This window comes from Pseudomonas triclosanedens (assembly GCF_026686735.1).
In the GTDB taxonomy this organism is placed as follows: domain Bacteria; phylum Pseudomonadota; class Gammaproteobacteria; order Pseudomonadales; family Pseudomonadaceae; genus Pseudomonas; species Pseudomonas triclosanedens.
This window is the reverse complement of record NZ_CP113432.1, coordinates 4,252,098-4,269,559: the sequence shown is the minus strand read 5'-3', so window position 1 is coordinate 4,269,559 and position 17,462 is coordinate 4,252,098. Positions and strand designations below refer to the sequence as shown.

General features: G+C 61.3%; 16 protein-coding genes. 5 read left to right on the top strand and 11 right to left on the bottom strand.

All coding sequences use genetic code 11. The features are described 5' to 3' along the window. Window positions 1-6: 6 nt before the first annotated feature. Complete coding sequence (gene dacB / locus OU419_RS19805) at window positions 7-1,452, bottom strand: D-alanyl-D-alanine carboxypeptidase/D-alanyl-D-alanine endopeptidase (RefSeq protein WP_254474916.1); 1,446 nt, start codon at window positions 1,450-1,452, stop codon at window positions 7-9. 267 nt (window positions 1,453-1,719) lie between these two features. Here dacB and OU419_RS19800 point away from each other — a divergent pair, with 267 nt between their 5' ends. Further along, window positions 1,720-2,067: a YggL 50S ribosome-binding family protein gene (locus OU419_RS19800; protein WP_254474917.1), complete on the top strand. Its 348-nt coding sequence runs from the start codon at window positions 1,720-1,722 to the stop codon at window positions 2,065-2,067. 16 nt (window positions 2,068-2,083) lie between these two features. Here OU419_RS19800 and OU419_RS19795 read toward each other — a convergent pair whose 3' ends face one another. Further along, on the bottom strand, window positions 2,084-2,476 hold the full coding sequence (locus tag OU419_RS19795) for a response regulator (protein WP_254474919.1): 393 nt from the start codon (window positions 2,474-2,476) through the stop codon (window positions 2,084-2,086). Window positions 2,477-2,494: 18 nt separating this feature from the next. After that, on the bottom strand, window positions 2,495-3,706 hold the full coding sequence (locus tag OU419_RS19790) for an EAL domain-containing response regulator (RefSeq protein WP_254474921.1): 1,212 nt from the start codon (window positions 3,704-3,706) through the stop codon (window positions 2,495-2,497). A gap of 298 nt (window positions 3,707-4,004) precedes the next feature. On the opposite strand from OU419_RS19790, the gene OU419_RS19785 reads away from it, so the two are divergent. Continuing rightward, window positions 4,005-4,631, top strand: a complete 627-nt coding sequence (locus tag OU419_RS19785) for a response regulator transcription factor (protein ID WP_254474922.1) — start codon at window positions 4,005-4,007, stop codon at window positions 4,629-4,631. 104 nt (window positions 4,632-4,735) lie between these two features. Beyond that, window positions 4,736-8,287 carry a transporter substrate-binding domain-containing protein gene (locus OU419_RS19780; RefSeq protein ID WP_254474923.1) on the top strand — a complete coding sequence of 1,184 codons (3,552 nt, stop codon included), beginning with the start codon at window positions 4,736-4,738 and terminating at the stop codon, window positions 8,285-8,287. 3 nt (window positions 8,288-8,290) lie between these two features. Here the strand turns inward: OU419_RS19780 and OU419_RS19775 are convergent, their stop codons facing one another. The 5 genes from OU419_RS19775 to OU419_RS19755 form a co-directional block, all read right to left on the bottom strand. Continuing rightward, window positions 8,291-9,622, bottom strand: a complete 1,332-nt coding sequence (locus tag OU419_RS19775; protein ID WP_254474924.1) for a deoxyguanosinetriphosphate triphosphohydrolase — start codon at window positions 9,620-9,622, stop codon at window positions 8,291-8,293. Between the two features lie 111 nt (window positions 9,623-9,733). After that, window positions 9,734-10,900 (bottom strand): EAL domain-containing protein, encoded by a 1,167-nt coding sequence (locus OU419_RS19770; RefSeq protein ID WP_254474925.1) that lies wholly within the window; start codon window positions 10,898-10,900, stop codon window positions 9,734-9,736. A gap of 77 nt (window positions 10,901-10,977) precedes the next feature. Beyond that, the gene (locus OU419_RS19765) at window positions 10,978-11,325 is read right to left on the bottom strand and encodes a hypothetical protein (protein ID WP_254474927.1); all 348 of its coding nucleotides are present in this window, start codon (window positions 11,323-11,325) and stop codon (window positions 10,978-10,980) included. Next, window positions 11,322-11,705 (bottom strand): phage holin family protein, encoded by a 384-nt coding sequence (locus tag OU419_RS19760; RefSeq protein ID WP_254474929.1) that lies wholly within the window; start codon window positions 11,703-11,705, stop codon window positions 11,322-11,324. The genes OU419_RS19765 and OU419_RS19760 overlap by 4 nt, the downstream gene beginning before the upstream one ends. 3 nt (window positions 11,706-11,708) lie before the next feature. Further along, window positions 11,709-12,026, bottom strand: coding sequence for a DUF883 family protein (locus OU419_RS19755; RefSeq protein ID WP_254474930.1), 318 nt, complete (start codon window positions 12,024-12,026; stop codon window positions 11,709-11,711). A 404-nt stretch (window positions 12,027-12,430) separates the two neighbouring features. Here OU419_RS19755 and OU419_RS19750 point away from each other — a divergent pair, with 404 nt between their 5' ends. Then, window positions 12,431-13,639 (top strand): ammonium transporter, encoded by a 1,209-nt coding sequence (locus OU419_RS19750; RefSeq protein WP_254475132.1) that lies wholly within the window; start codon window positions 12,431-12,433, stop codon window positions 13,637-13,639. Between the two features lie 58 nt (window positions 13,640-13,697). Here the strand turns inward: OU419_RS19750 and OU419_RS19745 are convergent, their stop codons facing one another. The 3 genes from OU419_RS19745 to OU419_RS19735 form a co-directional block, all read right to left on the bottom strand. Then, on the bottom strand, window positions 13,698-14,969 hold the full coding sequence (locus tag OU419_RS19745; RefSeq protein WP_254474931.1) for an OprD family porin: 1,272 nt from the start codon (window positions 14,967-14,969) through the stop codon (window positions 13,698-13,700). A 255-nt stretch (window positions 14,970-15,224) separates the two neighbouring features. After that, on the bottom strand, window positions 15,225-16,136 hold the full coding sequence (locus OU419_RS19740) for a pyridoxamine 5'-phosphate oxidase family protein (RefSeq protein ID WP_254474937.1): 912 nt from the start codon (window positions 16,134-16,136) through the stop codon (window positions 15,225-15,227). 16 nt (window positions 16,137-16,152) lie between these two features. Continuing rightward, window positions 16,153-16,749 carry a glutathione S-transferase family protein gene (locus OU419_RS19735; protein ID WP_254474938.1) on the bottom strand — a complete coding sequence of 199 codons (597 nt, stop codon included), beginning with the start codon at window positions 16,747-16,749 and terminating at the stop codon, window positions 16,153-16,155. A gap of 143 nt (window positions 16,750-16,892) precedes the next feature. Here OU419_RS19735 and OU419_RS19730 point away from each other — a divergent pair, with 143 nt between their 5' ends. Then, window positions 16,893-17,450, top strand: coding sequence for a TetR/AcrR family transcriptional regulator (locus OU419_RS19730; RefSeq protein ID WP_254474940.1), 558 nt, complete (start codon window positions 16,893-16,895; stop codon window positions 17,448-17,450). Window positions 17,451-17,462: the final 12 nt, after the last annotated feature.

The following is a 17,462-nucleotide window of genomic DNA, read 5'->3' as shown; positions in this document are numbered from 1 at the left end:
CGCCGGTCAGCCGCCGCTGCGCTTGGTACTGCTGTAGAGGTCCAGCAGCACCTGGTCGAGGATGGACGAGGCCCCCCAGGGGCGGTTGCTGTTGAGAATCGCCACGACCACCCAGTTGCGACCGTTCGCATCCCGGCTGAAGCCGGCCAGCGCGCGCACGGTATTCAGGGTTCCGGTCTTGACGTGTGCTTCCCCGGCCATCGGCGTTCCGCGCAGGCGTTTGCGCATGGTGCCGTCCTTCGCCACGATCGGCAGCGACGAGATGTACTCGGCGGCATAGGGACTGTGCCAGGCCGCTTGCAGCATCGCGGCCATTTCCCGGGCGCTGACGCGCTCATCGCGGGACAGCCCGGAGCCGTTCTCCATCACCAGGTGGGTCGCGGTGATGCCTTTGCGGGCCAGCCACTGGCGGACCACGCGCTGGGCTGCCTGGGCGTCATCGGCGTCCGCGCCGTTGCGGAAGTGCTCGCCCAGCGACAGGAACAACTGGCGGGCCATCGTGTTGTTGCTGAACTTGTTGATGTCGCGGATGACTTCAACCACATCCGGCGAGTTGGCGCGGGCGATCAGGGTGGCACCTTTCGGGACGCTGCCTTCGCGGTCCTTGCCCATGATGGAACCGCCAAGCTCCTGCCAGATGCCACGCACCGCACCGGCGGTATAGCCCGGATGATCGAGCAGCGACATGTAGGTCTGGGCGCTGCATCCTTGCGGGATCTGGCCTGTCGCAACCAGTGAGGTTCCGTCGAACTGGGTGACCGGGCTGAAACGCAGCTTCGGCCAGGCGGGGCAGGGCGCGGCTTTGCTGACCTGGACCTGGTTGTCGATGCGCACGTTGGCCAGGGGAGGATCCATCAGTACGGTGGCCTTGCCGCCTTCGGTGCGGATAACCAGGCGTACGCTCTTGAGGTTGACCAGCAGGGAGTCCGGGCCGACAAGGAAGGGCTTGTTATCGTCGCCTCCATCGTCGTTGAACACCGGAAGCTGCGGAATGTTGAAGTAGCTGCGGTCAAGCACGAGGTCGCCATTGACCTTGCGGACACCATTGGCGCGCAGGTCGCGCATGAGCAGCCAGAGCTTCTCCATGTTCAGCTTGGGATCGCCGCCGCCCTTGAGGTAGAGGTTGCCATTGAGCACGCCGTCCTTGAGCTGGCCGTCGGTGTAGAACTCGGTTTGCCACTGGTAGGTCGGGCCGAGCATTTCCAGCGCGGCGTAGGTGGTGAACAGCTTCATGGTCGACGCAGGGTTCACCGAGACGTCGGCATTGAAGTAGGTCGGGTTGCCGGGGCCATCCAGCGGAATCATGACCAGCGAGAGAGCGTCATTGGTCAGCTTGCTGGCTTTGAGCGCCTTTTCGACGCGCTCGGGAAGGGTGGTGTTGATCTGGGCCAGTGCCGGCAGGGTGAAGGGCAGCAACGTGGCGAGGGCGAGAACACGCAGTGATTTGAACATAGGAAAAGTGACATCCCAGTGGTCGGGCATTGACTTGAAAGAATGAAAAGATGACGCGCAACAATAAGAATGAAGGCTCCTTTCCTACAGAGCCTCGGACATTATGCCGCAAGCTGTCCCGCGTTGCGCTGGGCATTGCGAGCCAGTTGTCATGAGATGGCGTGGGTGGAACTGATAAAGTTGCAGATGGCCTGTCCGGACCGCTTCGGACAGATGATTTAACCGAGACGGGGCCGTCCTTTGCCCCGCTCGCAGGAGGTTTTTCGAATGGTCACCAATCGTTCCCGTCGTTTGCGCAAGAAGCTGTGTGTCGATGAGTTCCAGGAATTGGGGTTCGAATTGAGCTTCCAGTACAAGGACGGGCAGCCGCCCGAGGCGATCGACGCATTCATGCAGCGCTTCGCGGCCGATGCCGTGGAGCCCAACGACATGGTCTACGGCGGTTGCGACGAATACGGCTTCATCTGCCTGGCGCACCGCGGGTCGGTCAGCGAGGAGCAACGCGCCATCGTCGAGGCATGGCTCCGACAGCAGCCGGAACTGGCCAGTTTTACAGTGGGGCAACTGATGGATGCCTGGTATCCGGATCAGCCCGTCAATGCACCGGCGGGCTGATGCGCAGACTGTTTCGTCAGGCTGATTCTCTGTCGAGCGCTCGCAGGAGCATTGCCTGATCCAGCGGCTTGCTCAGGCATGCGAGGACCGGCAGGCCGATATCCTGCAGGTGCTTTTCCAGCGTCTGCAATTCGTCTTCCCCCTGGTAACTGAGCAGCACCGCATGCTGTATGCGGCCGGATTTCGCGAGCTCTTCGAGCAGGGCAACCCCGTTGGTGCCGGGGAGGTTGATATCACACAGGAACAGGTCGAACGGCCCCGTGCGTCGCTGGCAAGCCTGCCTGGCTTCGTCGGCATCCAGTGCCGGGGTCAGATGGTAGAAGCCCATTCGGTTGAGGTGCATCTGTATCGCAATCAACTGAAATGGATGGTCCTCGACGACCAGAATGGCGAGCTTGCGGTCCTGCATGACGCGTTCTCCCTGGAGCTAACGGATATCCCGGCTGGCGGCCGTCGTCGTTGAGCCAAGACGGATGCTTCGCCACTGGAGGTAGTTTTCGGATGGCATTGGTGGCGCGAACAGATAGCCTTGCCCGGCATCGCAGCCCAGAGCCTGGAGCATCCGTAGCTGCCCTTGCGTTTCTATTCCTTCCGCGACGACGAGCAATCCGAGGTGCCGGGCAAGGCTGACTGTGCTGGCGATGGCTTCGCGTGCGCGAAGGTTGCTCTTCATTCGTCGCACGAACGATGCGTCAAGCTTGAGTTCGCTGCAGGGCGTATCGCATAGGCGCTGGAGGGAGGAGTAGCCAGCACCGAAGTCGTCGATGGACACTCCGCAGCCCATCAGGCGCAGACGGATCAGGGGTTCCAGGCTGATGGCGGGGGAGCGGTCCTGTTCTCCCTCGGTCACCTCGAAGGTCAAGGCGCTTGCAGGAACCCGGTAATGGCGGATCCTGCGGTCGATATGGCTGATCAGATCGGGATTCTGCAGGTCGGCTATTTCCAGGTTTATGGACATGGCAATGGCTCGCCTGGCCAGATGCTCCGACTCGATTATCTGCAGCGACTTCTCCAGTACGGTCCGAGTAATTTCGTGCTGAAGTTTCTGGTTTCTTATCTGGTCGATGAATTGCGCGGGAGAAAGAGTTCCATATTCAATATGGTGCAAGCGAGTCAAGACTTCGGCGCTATGTTCGGTTTGGGTTTTCAGTTCTATCTTTGGCTGTATGTATATATTGAATTCGTCGTTTCTGAAGCCTCGCATGATTTCAGCATCGGGCAGGTTCAATGCAGGCGCGGGAATTTCGATTCTGTCAATTTGCCGGAAGGCGTTGATCTGCTCCGCAAGAGTTGGGATGCACACCGGTTTTCCCAGTTCGCGCAGTACTTGAAGGCCATGCATGTCCGCCAGGCATGGCATGGCTTGACGCAGTTCCTCGGAAACCTCGCTGACCAGTATCACCGCTCGTATCAGACGCTCTTGGGCGGCGATGCGCAGAAAGGTCATGCCGTCCATTCCCGGCATGCGGATATCGCAGATGGCGATGTCGATCCCGCCGCTGCGACGCAACTGCTGCAAGGCATCCAGCCCGTCGAACGCCATCAGGATGTGTTCGTGACTGAGCGTTTGCAGGGCTATGGCGGTGGACTGCCTGAGGATCGGGTGATCCTCCAGGACCATTATCAGGGGCGCGGGCATCGTATGTGTCCATGTGTCGCTGGAATAGGTCCGATGTTGCTGTTTGATTGCAGGAACCGATGTCAGCATGTCGCTTATTTTTTGTCGGAAAATTCCGTCGAAAGATTGATTTGCAGGGTTGGTTCGTGTCGCTCCATATCCGAGATCTTCAATTTTTTATTTGGCTTGTAGGAAATATATATTTGTTGTGTAGGAATATCCTTTATCGCTGAATATGGTGTGGTACTACCTCGACAGAATAGCTTTGGCAGGTATCTTTCCGGCAGGTAATTAAACTGAAGGCCGCCGGAGGGACTGCGTGAGCGACATACTAATTATTGATGACCATCCAGTTATTCGCATGGCGTTGCGGGTACTGCTCGAAGCAGAGGGACATGTCATCGTGGGCGAGGCGGACAATGGAGCGGATGCCATCGTCCTGGCCAAGGATCTGAACCCGGAGCTGGTGATCCTCGACATCGGCATTCCGAAGGTCGATGGCCTGGAAGTGATCAGCCGCATCGTGTCCTTCGACATGCCGTTGAAGATCCTGATCCTGACCGGACAGAGCGCTGCCCTGTTTGCCATGCGCTGCATGCAGGCTGGCGCATCCGGCTTTGTCTGCAAGCAGGGCGGGCTTGCCGAACTGGTCAGCGCGGTGAGCGCCGTGGTGGCGGGGTACAACTACTTCCCGAGCACCGCTATCCGGCAGAACCGCCGGGTAGGCGGGCAACTGGATGATCAGGAACTCATACAGCGGCTCTCCGACCGGGAGATGGCCGTTCTTCAATATCTGGCCAATGGTTATTCCAACAAAGAGATATCCGACCAGATGCGTATCAGCAACAAGACCGTCAGCACCTACAAGACGCGATTGCTGCTGAAGTTGAACGCTCGATCGCTGGTCGATCTGATCGAGTTCGCCAAGCGCAATGCCTTGGTGTGAGGTTAGAGATGTTTGGTTGGTGTAGTTCCCTCCTGCGCCACGGTATTGCTGCGCTTCTGCTGCTGAGCTGCTGTGGTGTCCAGGCCGCCGAAACGGCGTCATGGATGTCGATGAACCTGCTGGCCCGGTCGGTCGACGAGTCGGTCAAGGTCCAGTTGGACGAGTCTGACTGGCAGTGGCTCAGAGGCAAGCGCACCCTGGTGCTGGGGATTACCGCGCCGGACTATGCACCATTCGACATCACCTTCAGCGGCACTGACCTTGAGGGCGTCACCGCGGACTACATCGGTTTGGTCGCCAACGCGCTCAATCTGCAAATCGAGGTGAGACGCTATGTTGACAGGGCATCTGCGGTCGAGGCTCTCCAGCGGGGGGAAATCGACCTGCTGAGCCGCTCTACGTTCTATGAGTCGAGCTTCCCCGGGGTTGTGCTGTCGTTGCCGTACTTTGCGAACCAGCCCATCGTGATCGGTCCCCAGGGCGTGCGCATGGACAGTAGCGACCAATTGGCCGGCAAGCGAATTTCGGTAGTCAGCGACTATTTTTCCAGCGATGAACTCGCCAAGCACTTTCCCAAGTCGTCGATCATGCCGTTCCAGTCCGTGCGGCAAGCGCTCGAGTCGGTTGCATTCGGGCAAGTGGACATATATGTCGGCGACTCGTTCAGTGCGCAGTACCTGATCAGCCAGGGTTATCTGGCGAATCTCAAGCCGCTCAATTTCGTTGGTTTCAATGGCGCCGGGTTCAGCTTTGCACTGAGAGATTCCGACAGCCCGCTGCTCAAGATCCTCAATAGCGTGCTGAGTGTCATTCCGCGGCAAACGGAAAATGCCATCCAGAGACGCTGGAGTTCCGGTGGCGCCTATGCCGTGGCCAACAAGCGGTTGATTCTCACGCCCCAGGAGCAGCGCTGGATGGAGCGCAATCCGCACCCGGTACTTGTCGTCGACCAGGCGCTGGCGCCGGTTTCCTTCTTCGATGCTCAAGGAAATTTCCGTGGGATCACGGCCGATCTGATGGACCTCATTCATGCCCGGACCGGCCTTGATTTCGAGGTTCGACCGAAGGCAAGCCTTGGCGAGATGTTCGACGAGGTGAAGAGTGGCAAGGCCAAGGCGATTGCGGCGCTGACACCGACGATGGGACGCGAGGAGTGGCTGGAGTTCACCCGCCCCTACATGACCGCCTCCTTCGTAGTAGTTGCCGGCAAGACAGACTGGTTTCACTCCCTTGCCGATCTTCGCGGCCGCCGGGTTGCGGTCACGAAGGACTCGGCTCTTGAGTCGTTCATGCGCGAGCACCATCCGGATGTCGATCTGGTTCCAGTAAAAAGCAGCGTCGACGATTTCTCGATGATCAGCGAGGGCAAAGTGGATGCCGGTATCCACCTATTGTCTTCGGCGAGCTATCTGATTCCGCGTTACTACCAGGGCCTGCATGTCATCGCCGCGCTGGACCGCGAGCCAGGACGCTTTTCGATCGCGGTATCACAAGCCGATCCCGAACTGCTGAGCATCCTGAACAAGGCGATTCTCGCGATCTCACCGGATGAAATGGCCAACATCGTCAGCCGCTGGTCGGCGAGCGCCGAGGCGCCCGACAGCATCTGGGAAGGATACCGCAGCCAGATACTGCAACTGATCTGGGGCGGATTGCTGTCGCTATGCGCCGTGCTGCTGTGGAACTGGCGGTTGCAGGTGAAAGTGCGTCGTCGTCGCCTCTCGGAGAAGGAGCTCAACTATCGGCTCGAGTTCAAGCGAGCCATGATCGACGGGATTCCACACCCGATTGCGGTCCGGGACCGGAAAGGACGTCTGCTGACGTGCAATCGAGCCCTGCTGGACGTCATGGAGACAACCCGGGAGGCAGTGCAGGGGAGTCGCGTTGTGGATTGCGACTGGTTACCGCCCAGCGAGGCGGCGGCGCTTCATGATGAATATCTTCGGATCATGGATCAGGGCATTCCGCTGGCTTCGGATCGTGTTCTCCAACTGCGTGGGCGAATGCTGGAGGTGTACCACTGGGCGACGCCGTACCGCGGCACCAACGGGGAAGTGCGTGGCATGGTCTGTGGATGGATCGACGTCACCGAGCGCGAGCGGCTGCACCACCAGTTGCAGGCAGCGAAGGACCTGGCTGAAGAAGCCAACCGGGCCAAGAGCACCTTCCTGGCTACGATGAGCCACGAAATTCGCACTCCGATGAACGCCGTTATCGGGATGCTCGAGCTGGCGCTTACCCGTGCCGGTCAGGGACATTGGGACCGCGAGCCGGTGGAGGTTGCCTATGAGTCCGCCAAGTCACTGCTGTTGCTGATCGGCGATATTCTGGACGTAGCAAAGATCGAGTCCGGACGTCTGACGCTGATGCCGGAGCGCGCTCAGTTGCGTGAGCTGGTGGAGTCCGTTGCCCGTGTCTTCGATGGGCTGGCGCGGCAGAAGGGACTGGAGTTGAAGCTGGGGATCGAGGCTGAAGCTGCCTGCGATGTATTCATCGATCCTCTGCGCTTCAAGCAGGTCCTGTCGAATCTGGTCAGCAATGCCATCAAGTTCACGGACAAGGGGCAGGTGTGGATCAGGATATCCGGGAAGCACTTGCCAGGGGACCGGATCGCACTGGATTTGGTGGTCGAAGACAGCGGCATCGGGATCTCCGCAAGCGACCAGGCCCAGTTGTTCGAGCCATTCAGCCAGGTCGCCAGGAACAGCCACGCCTCACGGGGCGGGACCGGCCTGGGGCTCACCATTTGCCGCAAGCTGGCAGCGATGATGGGCGGGACCGTGTGCCTGGAAAGCCAGCCAGGGAGCGGGACCCGTGTGGCGGTGAGTCTGTTGCTGCAGGCCCTGGAGCCATTGCCAGCCGAGCCGGTTGTGCCCAGGGTGGAAGTGGTGACCGATGCTCATGTGCTGAAGGTATTGGTCGTGGATGACCATGCCGCCAACCGAATGCTGTTGAGCCAGCAGCTCCAGCACCTCGGACATACCGTCGAAGTGGCAAGCGATGGCGCGCAAGCCCTGCAGAAATGGCATCCGGGTGATTTCGATCTGGTTATCACGGACTGCAACATGCCGGTACTTACCGGGTACGGGCTGGCTGGACGCATTCGGGAGCTGGAGAGCGAAATGGCTGTGAAGCCCTGTGTGATTTTCGGGTTCACTGCCAATGCGCAGCCTGACGAAGTGGAGAACTGTCGCCGTGCCGGCATGGACGATTGCCTGTTCAAACCCATCGGGCTGGAGAACCTGCGTATCCGTCTGGCGTCGGTGCCCTCGATTACCGCCGTGCCCGACAGTACTGATCGGCAAGTACTCGATATCCAGATGCTGGAGGAAATGATCGGGGGAAACCCAGCCTTGATTCGGCGATTGCTGGAGGAGCTGTATAGCAGCAACGACATCGATATCGGGCAGTTCGAGGCCTACTTGGTGGCTCAGGATTGGAATCAATTGTCGGAACTGGCGCACCGCATCAAGGGCGCCGCCCGCCTGGTCAATGCCGCCGCACTGCAGAGCGCCTGTTGCGAGCTGGAGGCCGCGAGTCGCGACAGTGCGGACGTGGACGAATTGCATTCCAAGGCTCGGGCCGTGATCGCGCAAATGGTGGAGTTGCAGCGCAGGCTGCAGGAAAGGCTGGCTGCCTCCGAGTGTGCGGTATGAGACTCATACAGGGCTTGAGCGCCCCGTCATCTCGCGGGCCATTTCCGTGGCGTAGCTGTCGGTCATACCGGCGATGAAGTCGATGACTCGCAGGAAGGAGCGATACAACGGCCAGCCTGGGTCGGGGGCGTTCTGCCCGAGCAGGTCGAGGATGCGTTGGTGCTTGAACGATGGTATCCGTCCTCCGTGTTGCTCCAGAGCAGCACCACAGAAAGAGTTCAGCAGGATTTCCAGCGTAGTGTAGGCACCTATCTCGTGAAGGGTCTTGCGCTTGTCCTGAAATATCTTCTCTCGTGCCATCGCTTTGGCTCTTTGCACACAGCGCTTGGCAGGTCCGTGCATGTGCTCCACGAGATCGCCCGTCAGTTGCCCGGCCAGCAGCGCTGGCTCCTGTTCCACGAAGGCGCGGGCGGCTGCGTTGGTCAGGTGCTCGATCGCTTTGCCGCGCAGGATCGCCAGCTTACGCCGCCGAGAGTCGAGCGGGCCTAGCTGGCGATAGGTTTCCGGAAGGTCATCGCCGACCAGGTCCAGAAGCAGAGCTTCGACCTCGGCGTAGTCGAGCAGCTCCATTTCCAGGCCGTCCTCGAGGTCGATCAGGCCGTAGCAGATATCGTCGGCTGCCTCCATCAGGTAGACCAGCGGGTGACGAGCCCAACGCTCCTGTTCGATCTGTGGCATTTCCAGCTTCTGGGCTATCTGCTCAAGTAGCGGCAGTTCGCTGCGATAACAGCCGAACTTGTGTTTCTTGTAGCCCAGGGAGTCGGCATGCCGTGCCGTCCACGGGTACTTGAGGTAGGTGCCCAGGGTTGCGTAGGTCAACCGAGTTCCGCCGTCGAACTGGTGGTACTCCAACTGAGTCAACACTCGGAACCCTTGCGCATTGCCTTCGAAGTGCAGGAAATCCGAGCGCTCGTCGTCGCTCATGGCATCCAGCCAGCCCCGCGATGCAGCCTGCTGGAACCAGTGTCGAATGGCGTCCTCCCCCGAATGGCCGAACGGTGGGTTGCCGATGTCGTGGGCCAGGCAGGCTGACTGCACGATCACGCCCAGGTCGGCCGGGTCGCACCACTCCGGAAGCTGGCTGCGAAGTATCTCCCCGACGCGCATGCCCAGCGACCTGCCGACGCAGCCCACTTCCAGAGAGTGTGTCAGGCGCGTGTGAATGTGGTCGTTACTGGAGACCGGGTGCACTTGAGTCTTGCGGCCCAGGCGCCGGAACGCTCCGGAGAAAATGATTCGGTCATGATCTTTGTGGAAGGCACTACGCCCGAGTTCGGCGTTGCTGTGCACTGATTTTCCAAGGCGCTCGCGGGGGAGCAGGGTGTGCCAGTCCATTCGCTCTCTAGCCATCGGCTCATGTTCAGACAACGCTAGCCTTTCGATGCGGCAATCTCAATCGGCAGTTGCCTGGGCCACATGCGAGATAGGTTGGAGCCCGCCCCGCTTCTACAGGCCTTCTGCGTCGATATCGATCAGCAGAAGCCGACGCCCCTGGTCGATGAATTGCCCGGCGGTCATGCAGTACTGGTTGGTGGTGGCGTCGCGATAGGTGTTGGAGAGCGTCAGCCGACGCTCCTCCCAGCCCTCGGCGAGCAGTTGGTAGAAATATGGTCGCCACGACCAGTTGTGGCCCAGGTAACGGCGGTCTTCCTTCCAGAACAGGCCGTTCCACTCCAGGTTTGGGGATGTCTGGGTTCCGTGGCGATCGCACTGGTAGATGCGCAGAAGTCGAGTGAACGATTCCGGCGCCGATGGCAAGCTGTTGAGAATCGCCCCTCCCTCCGCCCAGGGACGAAGCATGCTCATCAGTTCTGACAACTGCTGGCGCAGTTGAATGAGATCGGCGCGTTCCTGCAGCTTGCGTTTGACGTAGTGGTCGCGGCGCTGCGCAAAGGCATCGCGGAATGCATCGCTGGCGGGGAACTCCAGCGAGGGTTTGGCGAACAGGTAGCCCTGCACGTAGCGCGCTCCGCATTCGAGGGCGAAATCCATCTCCGCATTGGTTTCCACACCCTCGGCAATGATCCAGCAACCGGTCTTTTCTGCCATTTGTGCCAGGGCCTTCACCACCTCGCCGCTGGGTCCGCCACGGGCCGCTTCCTGGAACAGGCGCATGTCCAGCTTGAGGATGTCCGGTTGCAGGGCCAGCACGCGATCGAGCTGCGAATAGCCGGCGCCAAAGTCATCAATGGCAATGCGTGCGCCAGCTTCGCGATAGCGCGCCACGACGTCCGGCAGGCGTTGTTGTGCGCCACCCAATTCGGTGATTTCGAAGACGACCCGCTTGGGCGGTACGCCTTGCCGTTGCAATTGCTTGAGGCTCGGCAGCGGTTGGTTGGGGCGCAGGCGGCTGATCCAGCGCGGAGAGATGTTCAGGCTGAGGAACCATTCCGGCGGCGCTTCGTGGATACGCGCCAGCGCCGCATCGCGAATCTGTCGATCGAGTCTGCGCAGCTCGGAGAGGCGGACTTTCGGATTGAAGAACAGCGGTCCGACCGAGCGCAGCTCGCCGTCTGCCTGCCGCAGGCGCCCCAGGGCCTCGACGCCGGCGATCAGGCCAGTCGCGGTGTCGATGAAGGGCTGGAAGCAGGCGATCGGTTGTCCGTCGGTCACGGGGCACATCCTTGGTAGCGTGGCAGTGGGCGCCTTGGGCGCGGATGGCTGTCACGCTGCAAGAATGTGGCCAGGACTCAGAGGTGCGGCGAAGGCGGCGGTGGCGTCTTGTTGCGTGGCTTGCGCAGATGCAGCAGCAATGGGGCGAGCGCTAGGCCCAGGCGCAGCAGGCGTATCCAGCGCCGCTTGCGGCCGAAGAGCATTGCCAATGCGGCGGCACTGCCGGCTCCCGCCCACAATGGCGTGCTGCCGCGCAGGCCCTGGCTGAAGCTCTGGCCCAGGCTGCGTGCCTGCCTCAATGGTTGCAGGAGAAGCTCGCTTTCCCGCTTGAGTTGCTGGCGCTGCATTTCCAGACGCAGACGCACGATGGCCTTGCGCAGTTCAGCCCGCGACAGGTTGCGTGAAGGTTCCGGCAGTTCACTCATGGCAGCAGTCGCTCCCGGTCACGTGCCAGTTCGTCGAGCGTCGCGCTGAAGGGCGAGCCTTCATCGCTGGTCAGCAGGTACAGGCGCCACGCGCAGAACGCGCTGCCGGCAACGTAGAACAGGCACAGTCCAATGGCTGCCGATAGCCGATGGCTGTCCCAGAACAGCAGCAGGACCAACACCGACAGGCCGATCAGCAACAGTAGCGCGAACACCAGCGCAAGCCCCGCCAGCAGCAGGATCTGCAGCGTGCGCGATTTCTGTTCCTGCAACTCGATGCCGAACAGTTCGACATGCCCGTGCAGCAACCCGAGGAAGGCGGCGCCCAGGCGCCGCATGGAGGGAGAGTTGGCCTTGTCGGCGTCCATTCCGTCGCTCATCGATCAGCGCCGACTCACCAGCAGGCCCAGCAGGAAGCCGATGCCGGCGGCGATGCCGACGGCTTGCCAGGGGTGATCGCCCACGTAGTCCTCGGTGGCGTCTACTGCGGCCTTGCTCTGGTCGCGCAGGGCGTCCTTGGTCGAGTAGATCGCTTCGCGGGCACGCTTGAGGCTGGAGTGGATCTGTTCGCGCATCTCGTCGGCTTCGGCGCCAGCCAGGTCGGCGGAGCTTTGCAGGAGTTTCTCGGTATCGCTGACGAGAGCCTGGAATTCGGCCAGGAGTTCATCCTTGGCGGCGTTCACTGCGGTCTTGCGAGGCATGTGATGCTCCTTGATCGGGTTGAGGTTCCTAGAGTTCGAGCCCCATTGGCCTAGGAAGTTTCTCATAAGTTTCGCCCTGGCGATGGCAAAGGCGCGGGCTAAAGCCTAGTCGCGGATTGCCAAAGCGGCTGGTATGCCGCTTGCATTTCGCTGGTGCGCATGGAGAGCGAGATGCCCTATGGCAGGGCGCTTCCAGGTTGGAGAAACACCGGAGAAATCCGCTCAACTCACTGAAAAACCAAAAGAAGCATGGAAGGACTTCGAACCGTTCCGCTCGCCTGTGGGCGAATCTGGTTCGGGGTATGGCCCTCGCGTGGTGCATCGCCGCTTCAGAGTGGTGCGAATGCCGGGGCGTGCGAGCCTTTTTGGTGCTTCTCATTCGACGTTCGGGGCTGCCTGTAGCGATGGAAAACCTCAATAGCGCCGTGGATACCTTGGTCCACGGCTCCAATACGCTGTTCATCCTGATGGGCGCTGTCATGGTTCTGGCCATGCACGCCGGCTTCGCATTCCTGGAGGTCGGCACGGTTCGCCTGAAGAACCAGGTCAATGCGCTGTCGAAGATTCTTTCGGACTTCGCTATCTCGGCCCTGGCCTACTTCTTCGTCGGCTACTGGATCGCCTATGGCGTGAACTTCCTGCAGCCGGCTGCGGACCTGGCGACCGAGAACGGCTATGCACTGGTGAAGTTCTTCTTCCTGCTGACGTTCGCCGCGGCCATTCCCGCGATCATCTCCGGCGGTATTGCCGAGCGCGCCAGGTTCGGCCCGCAACTGTGCGCCACGGCTCTGATTGTGGCTTTCGTCTATCCGTTCTTCGAAGGCTTGGTGTGGAACGCCAACTTCGGCTTCCAGGACTGGCTGAAGGCCCAGTTCGGTGCAACCTTCCATGATTTTGCCGGCTCCGTCGTGGTGCATGCCTTCGGTGGTTGGCTGGCGCTGGCGGCGGTGTTGCTGCTGGGGCGCCGCAATGGGCGCTATCGCGACGGGCGCCTGGTGGCCTTCGCGCCCTCCAACATTCCGTTCCTGGCAGCCGGTTCCTGGACGCTAATCGTCGGCTGGTTCGGCTTCAACGTAATGAGTGCGCAAACGCTGGCAGGCGCCAGCGGGCTGGTGGCGGTGAATTCGCTGCTGGCGATGGTCGGCGGTACCGTGGCCGCGCTGCTGGTGGGGCGCAATGACCCAGGTTTCCTGCACAACGGCCCGCTGGCGGGGCTGGTGGCGATTTGCGCCGGATCCGACCTGATGCACCCGATCGGTGCGCTGGTGACTGGGATGGTTGCCGGGGCTCTGTTCGTCTGGGCGTTTACCGCTACTCAGGTGCGCTGGAAGATCGACGATGTCCTCGGCGTGTGGCCGCTGCATGGCCTTTGTGGCGCCTGGGGTGGTATCGCTTGCGGAATATTCGGCCAGCAGGCGATGGGCGGCATTGGTGGCGTGAGCCTCGCCAGCCAGGCGATCGGCACGTTGCTCGGTGTTGTGCTGGCGTTCGCTGGCGGCCTGCTGGTCTACGGGGCGATCAAGGCGGCGGTCGGTATTCGCCTGACCCAGGAGCAGGAGTACTACGGCGCCGATCTGTCGATCCACAAGATTGGCGCGATGAGCCACGACTGAGTTCGTCCGGGCAGAAAAAAGCCCGGCACATGCCGGGCTTCTTCATTGCGTTGATCGGTTACCAGAGCGGCATGGTATAGCTGACGATCAGACGGTTCTCGTCATAATCGTTGGTGTAGTTGGTGCGCATGGTTGCGTTACGCCACTTCACGCCCAGGTTCTTCAGCGGGCCGTCCTGGAAGACATAAGCGATGTCGGTGTCGCGCTCCCACTCCTTGCCTTCCTTGTCGCTGGTGAGCAGGTCGATGTTGTCGCCGTTCACGTAGCGGGTCATGAAGGTCAGGCCGGGGATGCCGAGGCCAGCGAAGTTGTAGTCGTAGCGCGCCTGCCAGGATTTCTCGTCCTTCATGGCGAAGTCGCCGATCTGGACGTAGTTCACCAGGTAGGGGTCGGTACCGTTGATGTAGGCGAAGCCGGTGTCGCCGCTCATCTTCTGGTAACCCAGGCCGAAGGCGTGGTAGCCCAGGGCGTAGGTGAACATGGCGTTGAACGCTTTGTTGTCGACGTTGCTGCCGCCATCGTCATTGGATTTGGCCCAGCGGATGTCGGACTTCAGCGACTGCTTGTCGGCGATCGGCAGCACGTGCACCAGGCCGAGATAGTGCTGCTTGTAGATGTTGTCCAGGCCGCCGTAGTGGTAGCTGGTGCTGAGCGAGTCGGTCCACTTGTAGGTCAGGCCGCCGAACAGGAATTCGTTGGTCTTGGTGGTATCGCCGAGCTTGATGTTGCGCTTGGCGCCGCTGGTGATGGTCATGTCCTCGTAGTCCGAGGAGTCGCGCTGGTTCACCTGGTAGAGGCGGCCGGCGTCGACGGTCAGGCCATCGATCTCCATCGAGTTCAGCGCCGCGCCGCTGAAGGTCTGCGGCAGCAGGCGGGTGTCGTTGTACTGTACGACCGGCATCTTCGGCAGCAGGGTGCCGGCCTTCAGGGTGCTCTTGGAAGCGCGCAGCTTGGCGGTGACGCCGAGGTCGCCATAGCTGTCCTCGGCGCGCTTGTCGCTGCTGGAGCGCTGCAGCAGGCCTGTACCGCTGCGGTCTGGCGACGAGTCGAGCTTCAGGCCCAGGGTGCCGAGCGCGTCGACACCGAAGCCGATGGTGCCGTCGGTGAAGCCGGATTCGTACTTGAGGATGAAGCCTTGAGCCCATTCCTCGGCCTTGTTCTGGGCCGGGGCAGGGGAATCCTGGCGGAAGTCGCGGTTGAAATAGAAGTTGCGCAGTTCAACGCTGGCTTTGCTGTCCTTGATGAAGTCAGCTTGGGCAATGGTCGGAACGGTAACACTGGTACCCAGCGCGGCCAAGGCCACGGCACGGGCGATCGGGGTGTTGCTCATTGTTATTGTCTCCTCGAGCGCTTGGGGCAGGTCGGTGATGCCGGATTGAGCCGGCATGTCGAACTGTTACAGCCTATCTACTAAATCATTACCGAATATTTACGACTCTTAGACATTAGTAGTTGATTCGTAAGCTGGCTATTGAACTGCCCGTTGGTTTATGCGCTTCGATCGAGGAAGGATTGGTAGCTGAAACAATGCTCTGCCCCGGCACTTATGCGCGAGACTACCCCTGCAAGCAGCGGAGATGCCTTATCAATTCATGCTTGGCAGGAATGGCGAGTACTGCAGTTGGGAGAATTCCAGCGGCAGGCGTGAACGGCGCAACTGCCAGATGCCCGGCTGCAGACTTAGCATTCGCTGTGCGCCGGTCGACCAGATGGGCGTTTCGTCACGGGGCCAGTGGATACGCGCGATGGCCTCCAGGTGCAGCAGGTCGCCACGTGCGAAATCGATGAACAGCAGTGCGCAGCGTGGTTCCAGCATCAGGTTGCCAAGAGTGTTGAATAGGTTGTTGCCGGAGTAGTCCGGCAGCCAGAGCTGGCCGTCGGCCAGTTGCAGGAACCCAGGTGGTCCTCCGCGATGGGAGATGTCGACACCACCGTTTTCCCCGGCGTAGCGGCTGGCGATGAACAGCGTGTCGCTTCGGGTCGCCAGTTCCAGCCACCGAACATCCGCCCCTGTGCCGCTCGTGCTCGGGCCGGCCGTACGCGGGTTGAATCGCCAGTGACGCGACTGGATGTACTTCGGGCAATTGCCAAAGGACTGCCGTGCGCGGATGCCAAAGCCTCCAGCGTCCATGCCTTCTACCACGCCATTGAGACGATTGCGTCGGCGCGTAGGCAGTTCGAGGCCGAGCAGCCCCAGTTGCGCGCCGTCGCGCAGGTTGGCGCGCAGTGGGTCGTCGGCTTCGGCCAGCGCGTCGACGCGCAGCAGATCCCGCTCCGGCGAGTGCGCGAACCCCGGCGTGCCCCAGAGCACCGATGCCTGGGGTTGGCCGTCCGCATCGACGCTGCCGACCAGCAGCCACGGCAACAGCGCGAAGAACTCGCGGTGCTGGTCTGGCATGAACGTGCGGATCGCGCGGCCACCGAAGTCGGCAACCTGTTCGCGCACTCCAGCCCGCTCCTGGATCTCCAGCTCACCGGGGTGGAAGGGCATGTCCATCGGTCATCTCCCTGCCTTACAGCCGAGGTTGCGGGACGTAGCCCGGCAGGGCGCGAATGCGGGCCAGCCAGGCCTGCACGTAGGGGTAGCCCGAAAGCTCCAGCCCACCTTCCTCTGCGAGCGTCACATAGGGATAGACGGCAACGTCGGCGATGGTCGGTTCGCTGGTCTGCGCCAGCCAGCGGTGTTCGGCGAGCGTGGTGTCGAGCAGCTCCAGTGCGTGGCGGCCCTTGGCCTGGGCGGAGGGCAGATCGCCGGGGCGCTTGAACAGCACGATGACCCGGGCCAGCGCGAGACCATGCTGTACTTCGTTGGCGGAAAAACTCAGCCAACTGGCGATGCGTCCCTGGGTTGCCGCGCCCAGGGGATTCCACTGCGGCGCGGCGTATTGCCGGGCGAGGTAGGTGAGGATGGCGTGAGAGTCGCCCAGTCGCAGTTCCCCGTCCTCCAGCGCCGGCACCTGGCCGCGCGGGTTGATCGCCAGGAAGGCTGGGCGTTTGTGCGCGCCGGCCAGCAGATCGACCGGAACCAGTTCGGCCGACCGGCCGATCAGCCCGAGGAACAGGCGAACCTTGTAGCAGTTACCGGAGAGCGGTACGTCGTGCAGCTTCATGGCGGTTTCCTTGGTTTTGTTCTGATGGCTGTGAATTGGATATTAGACAGACAGGTCTGTATAGTTCAAGCGAAAAGATCGCCCGCTGATCGCTCCCACCGCGGGTATGGCTCGCGCATAATGTCGGGTCAGGAGGTAACTTCATGGCATCCAGCAAACGCGAGCTATTGCTCAGCACCGCCCAGGACCTGTTCTACCGCGAGGGATACCACGCCACCGGCATTGATCGAATCCTCGCGGAGTCCGGCGTGGCGAAGATGACTCTGTACAAGCACTTCAAGTCGAAGGACGAGCTCATCATGGCCGCGTTGGAAGAGCGCCACGGCCGGATGGTCGCGCGCATGGAGGCCGCCGAACGGCACGTGGAGCCTCGCGCGGCGATCCTGGGGACTTTCGATGCCTTGCAGGAGTTTCTCCGTGCGGAAGACTTTTCCGGCTGTGCCTTCATTCACGCCGCCGCCGAGTTCCATGACCGCAACCACCCGATCCACGCCCAGGCCGCTGCGCACAAGGCCTACATCGAGCGCCACTACCTTTGCCAATTGCAGCGCCTCGGCGTCGCTCAGCCGGAGGTGCTGGCGCGGCAGTTGCAGTACCTGTTGGAAGGCGTGCTGGTGATGGCCCACATGCAGGGCCCGGCGCAGCAGGCACAGGAAGCTCGTGCGGCAGCCGATGTGCTGCTGCAACACGCCGGAGTCTGACTGATGGAGTCG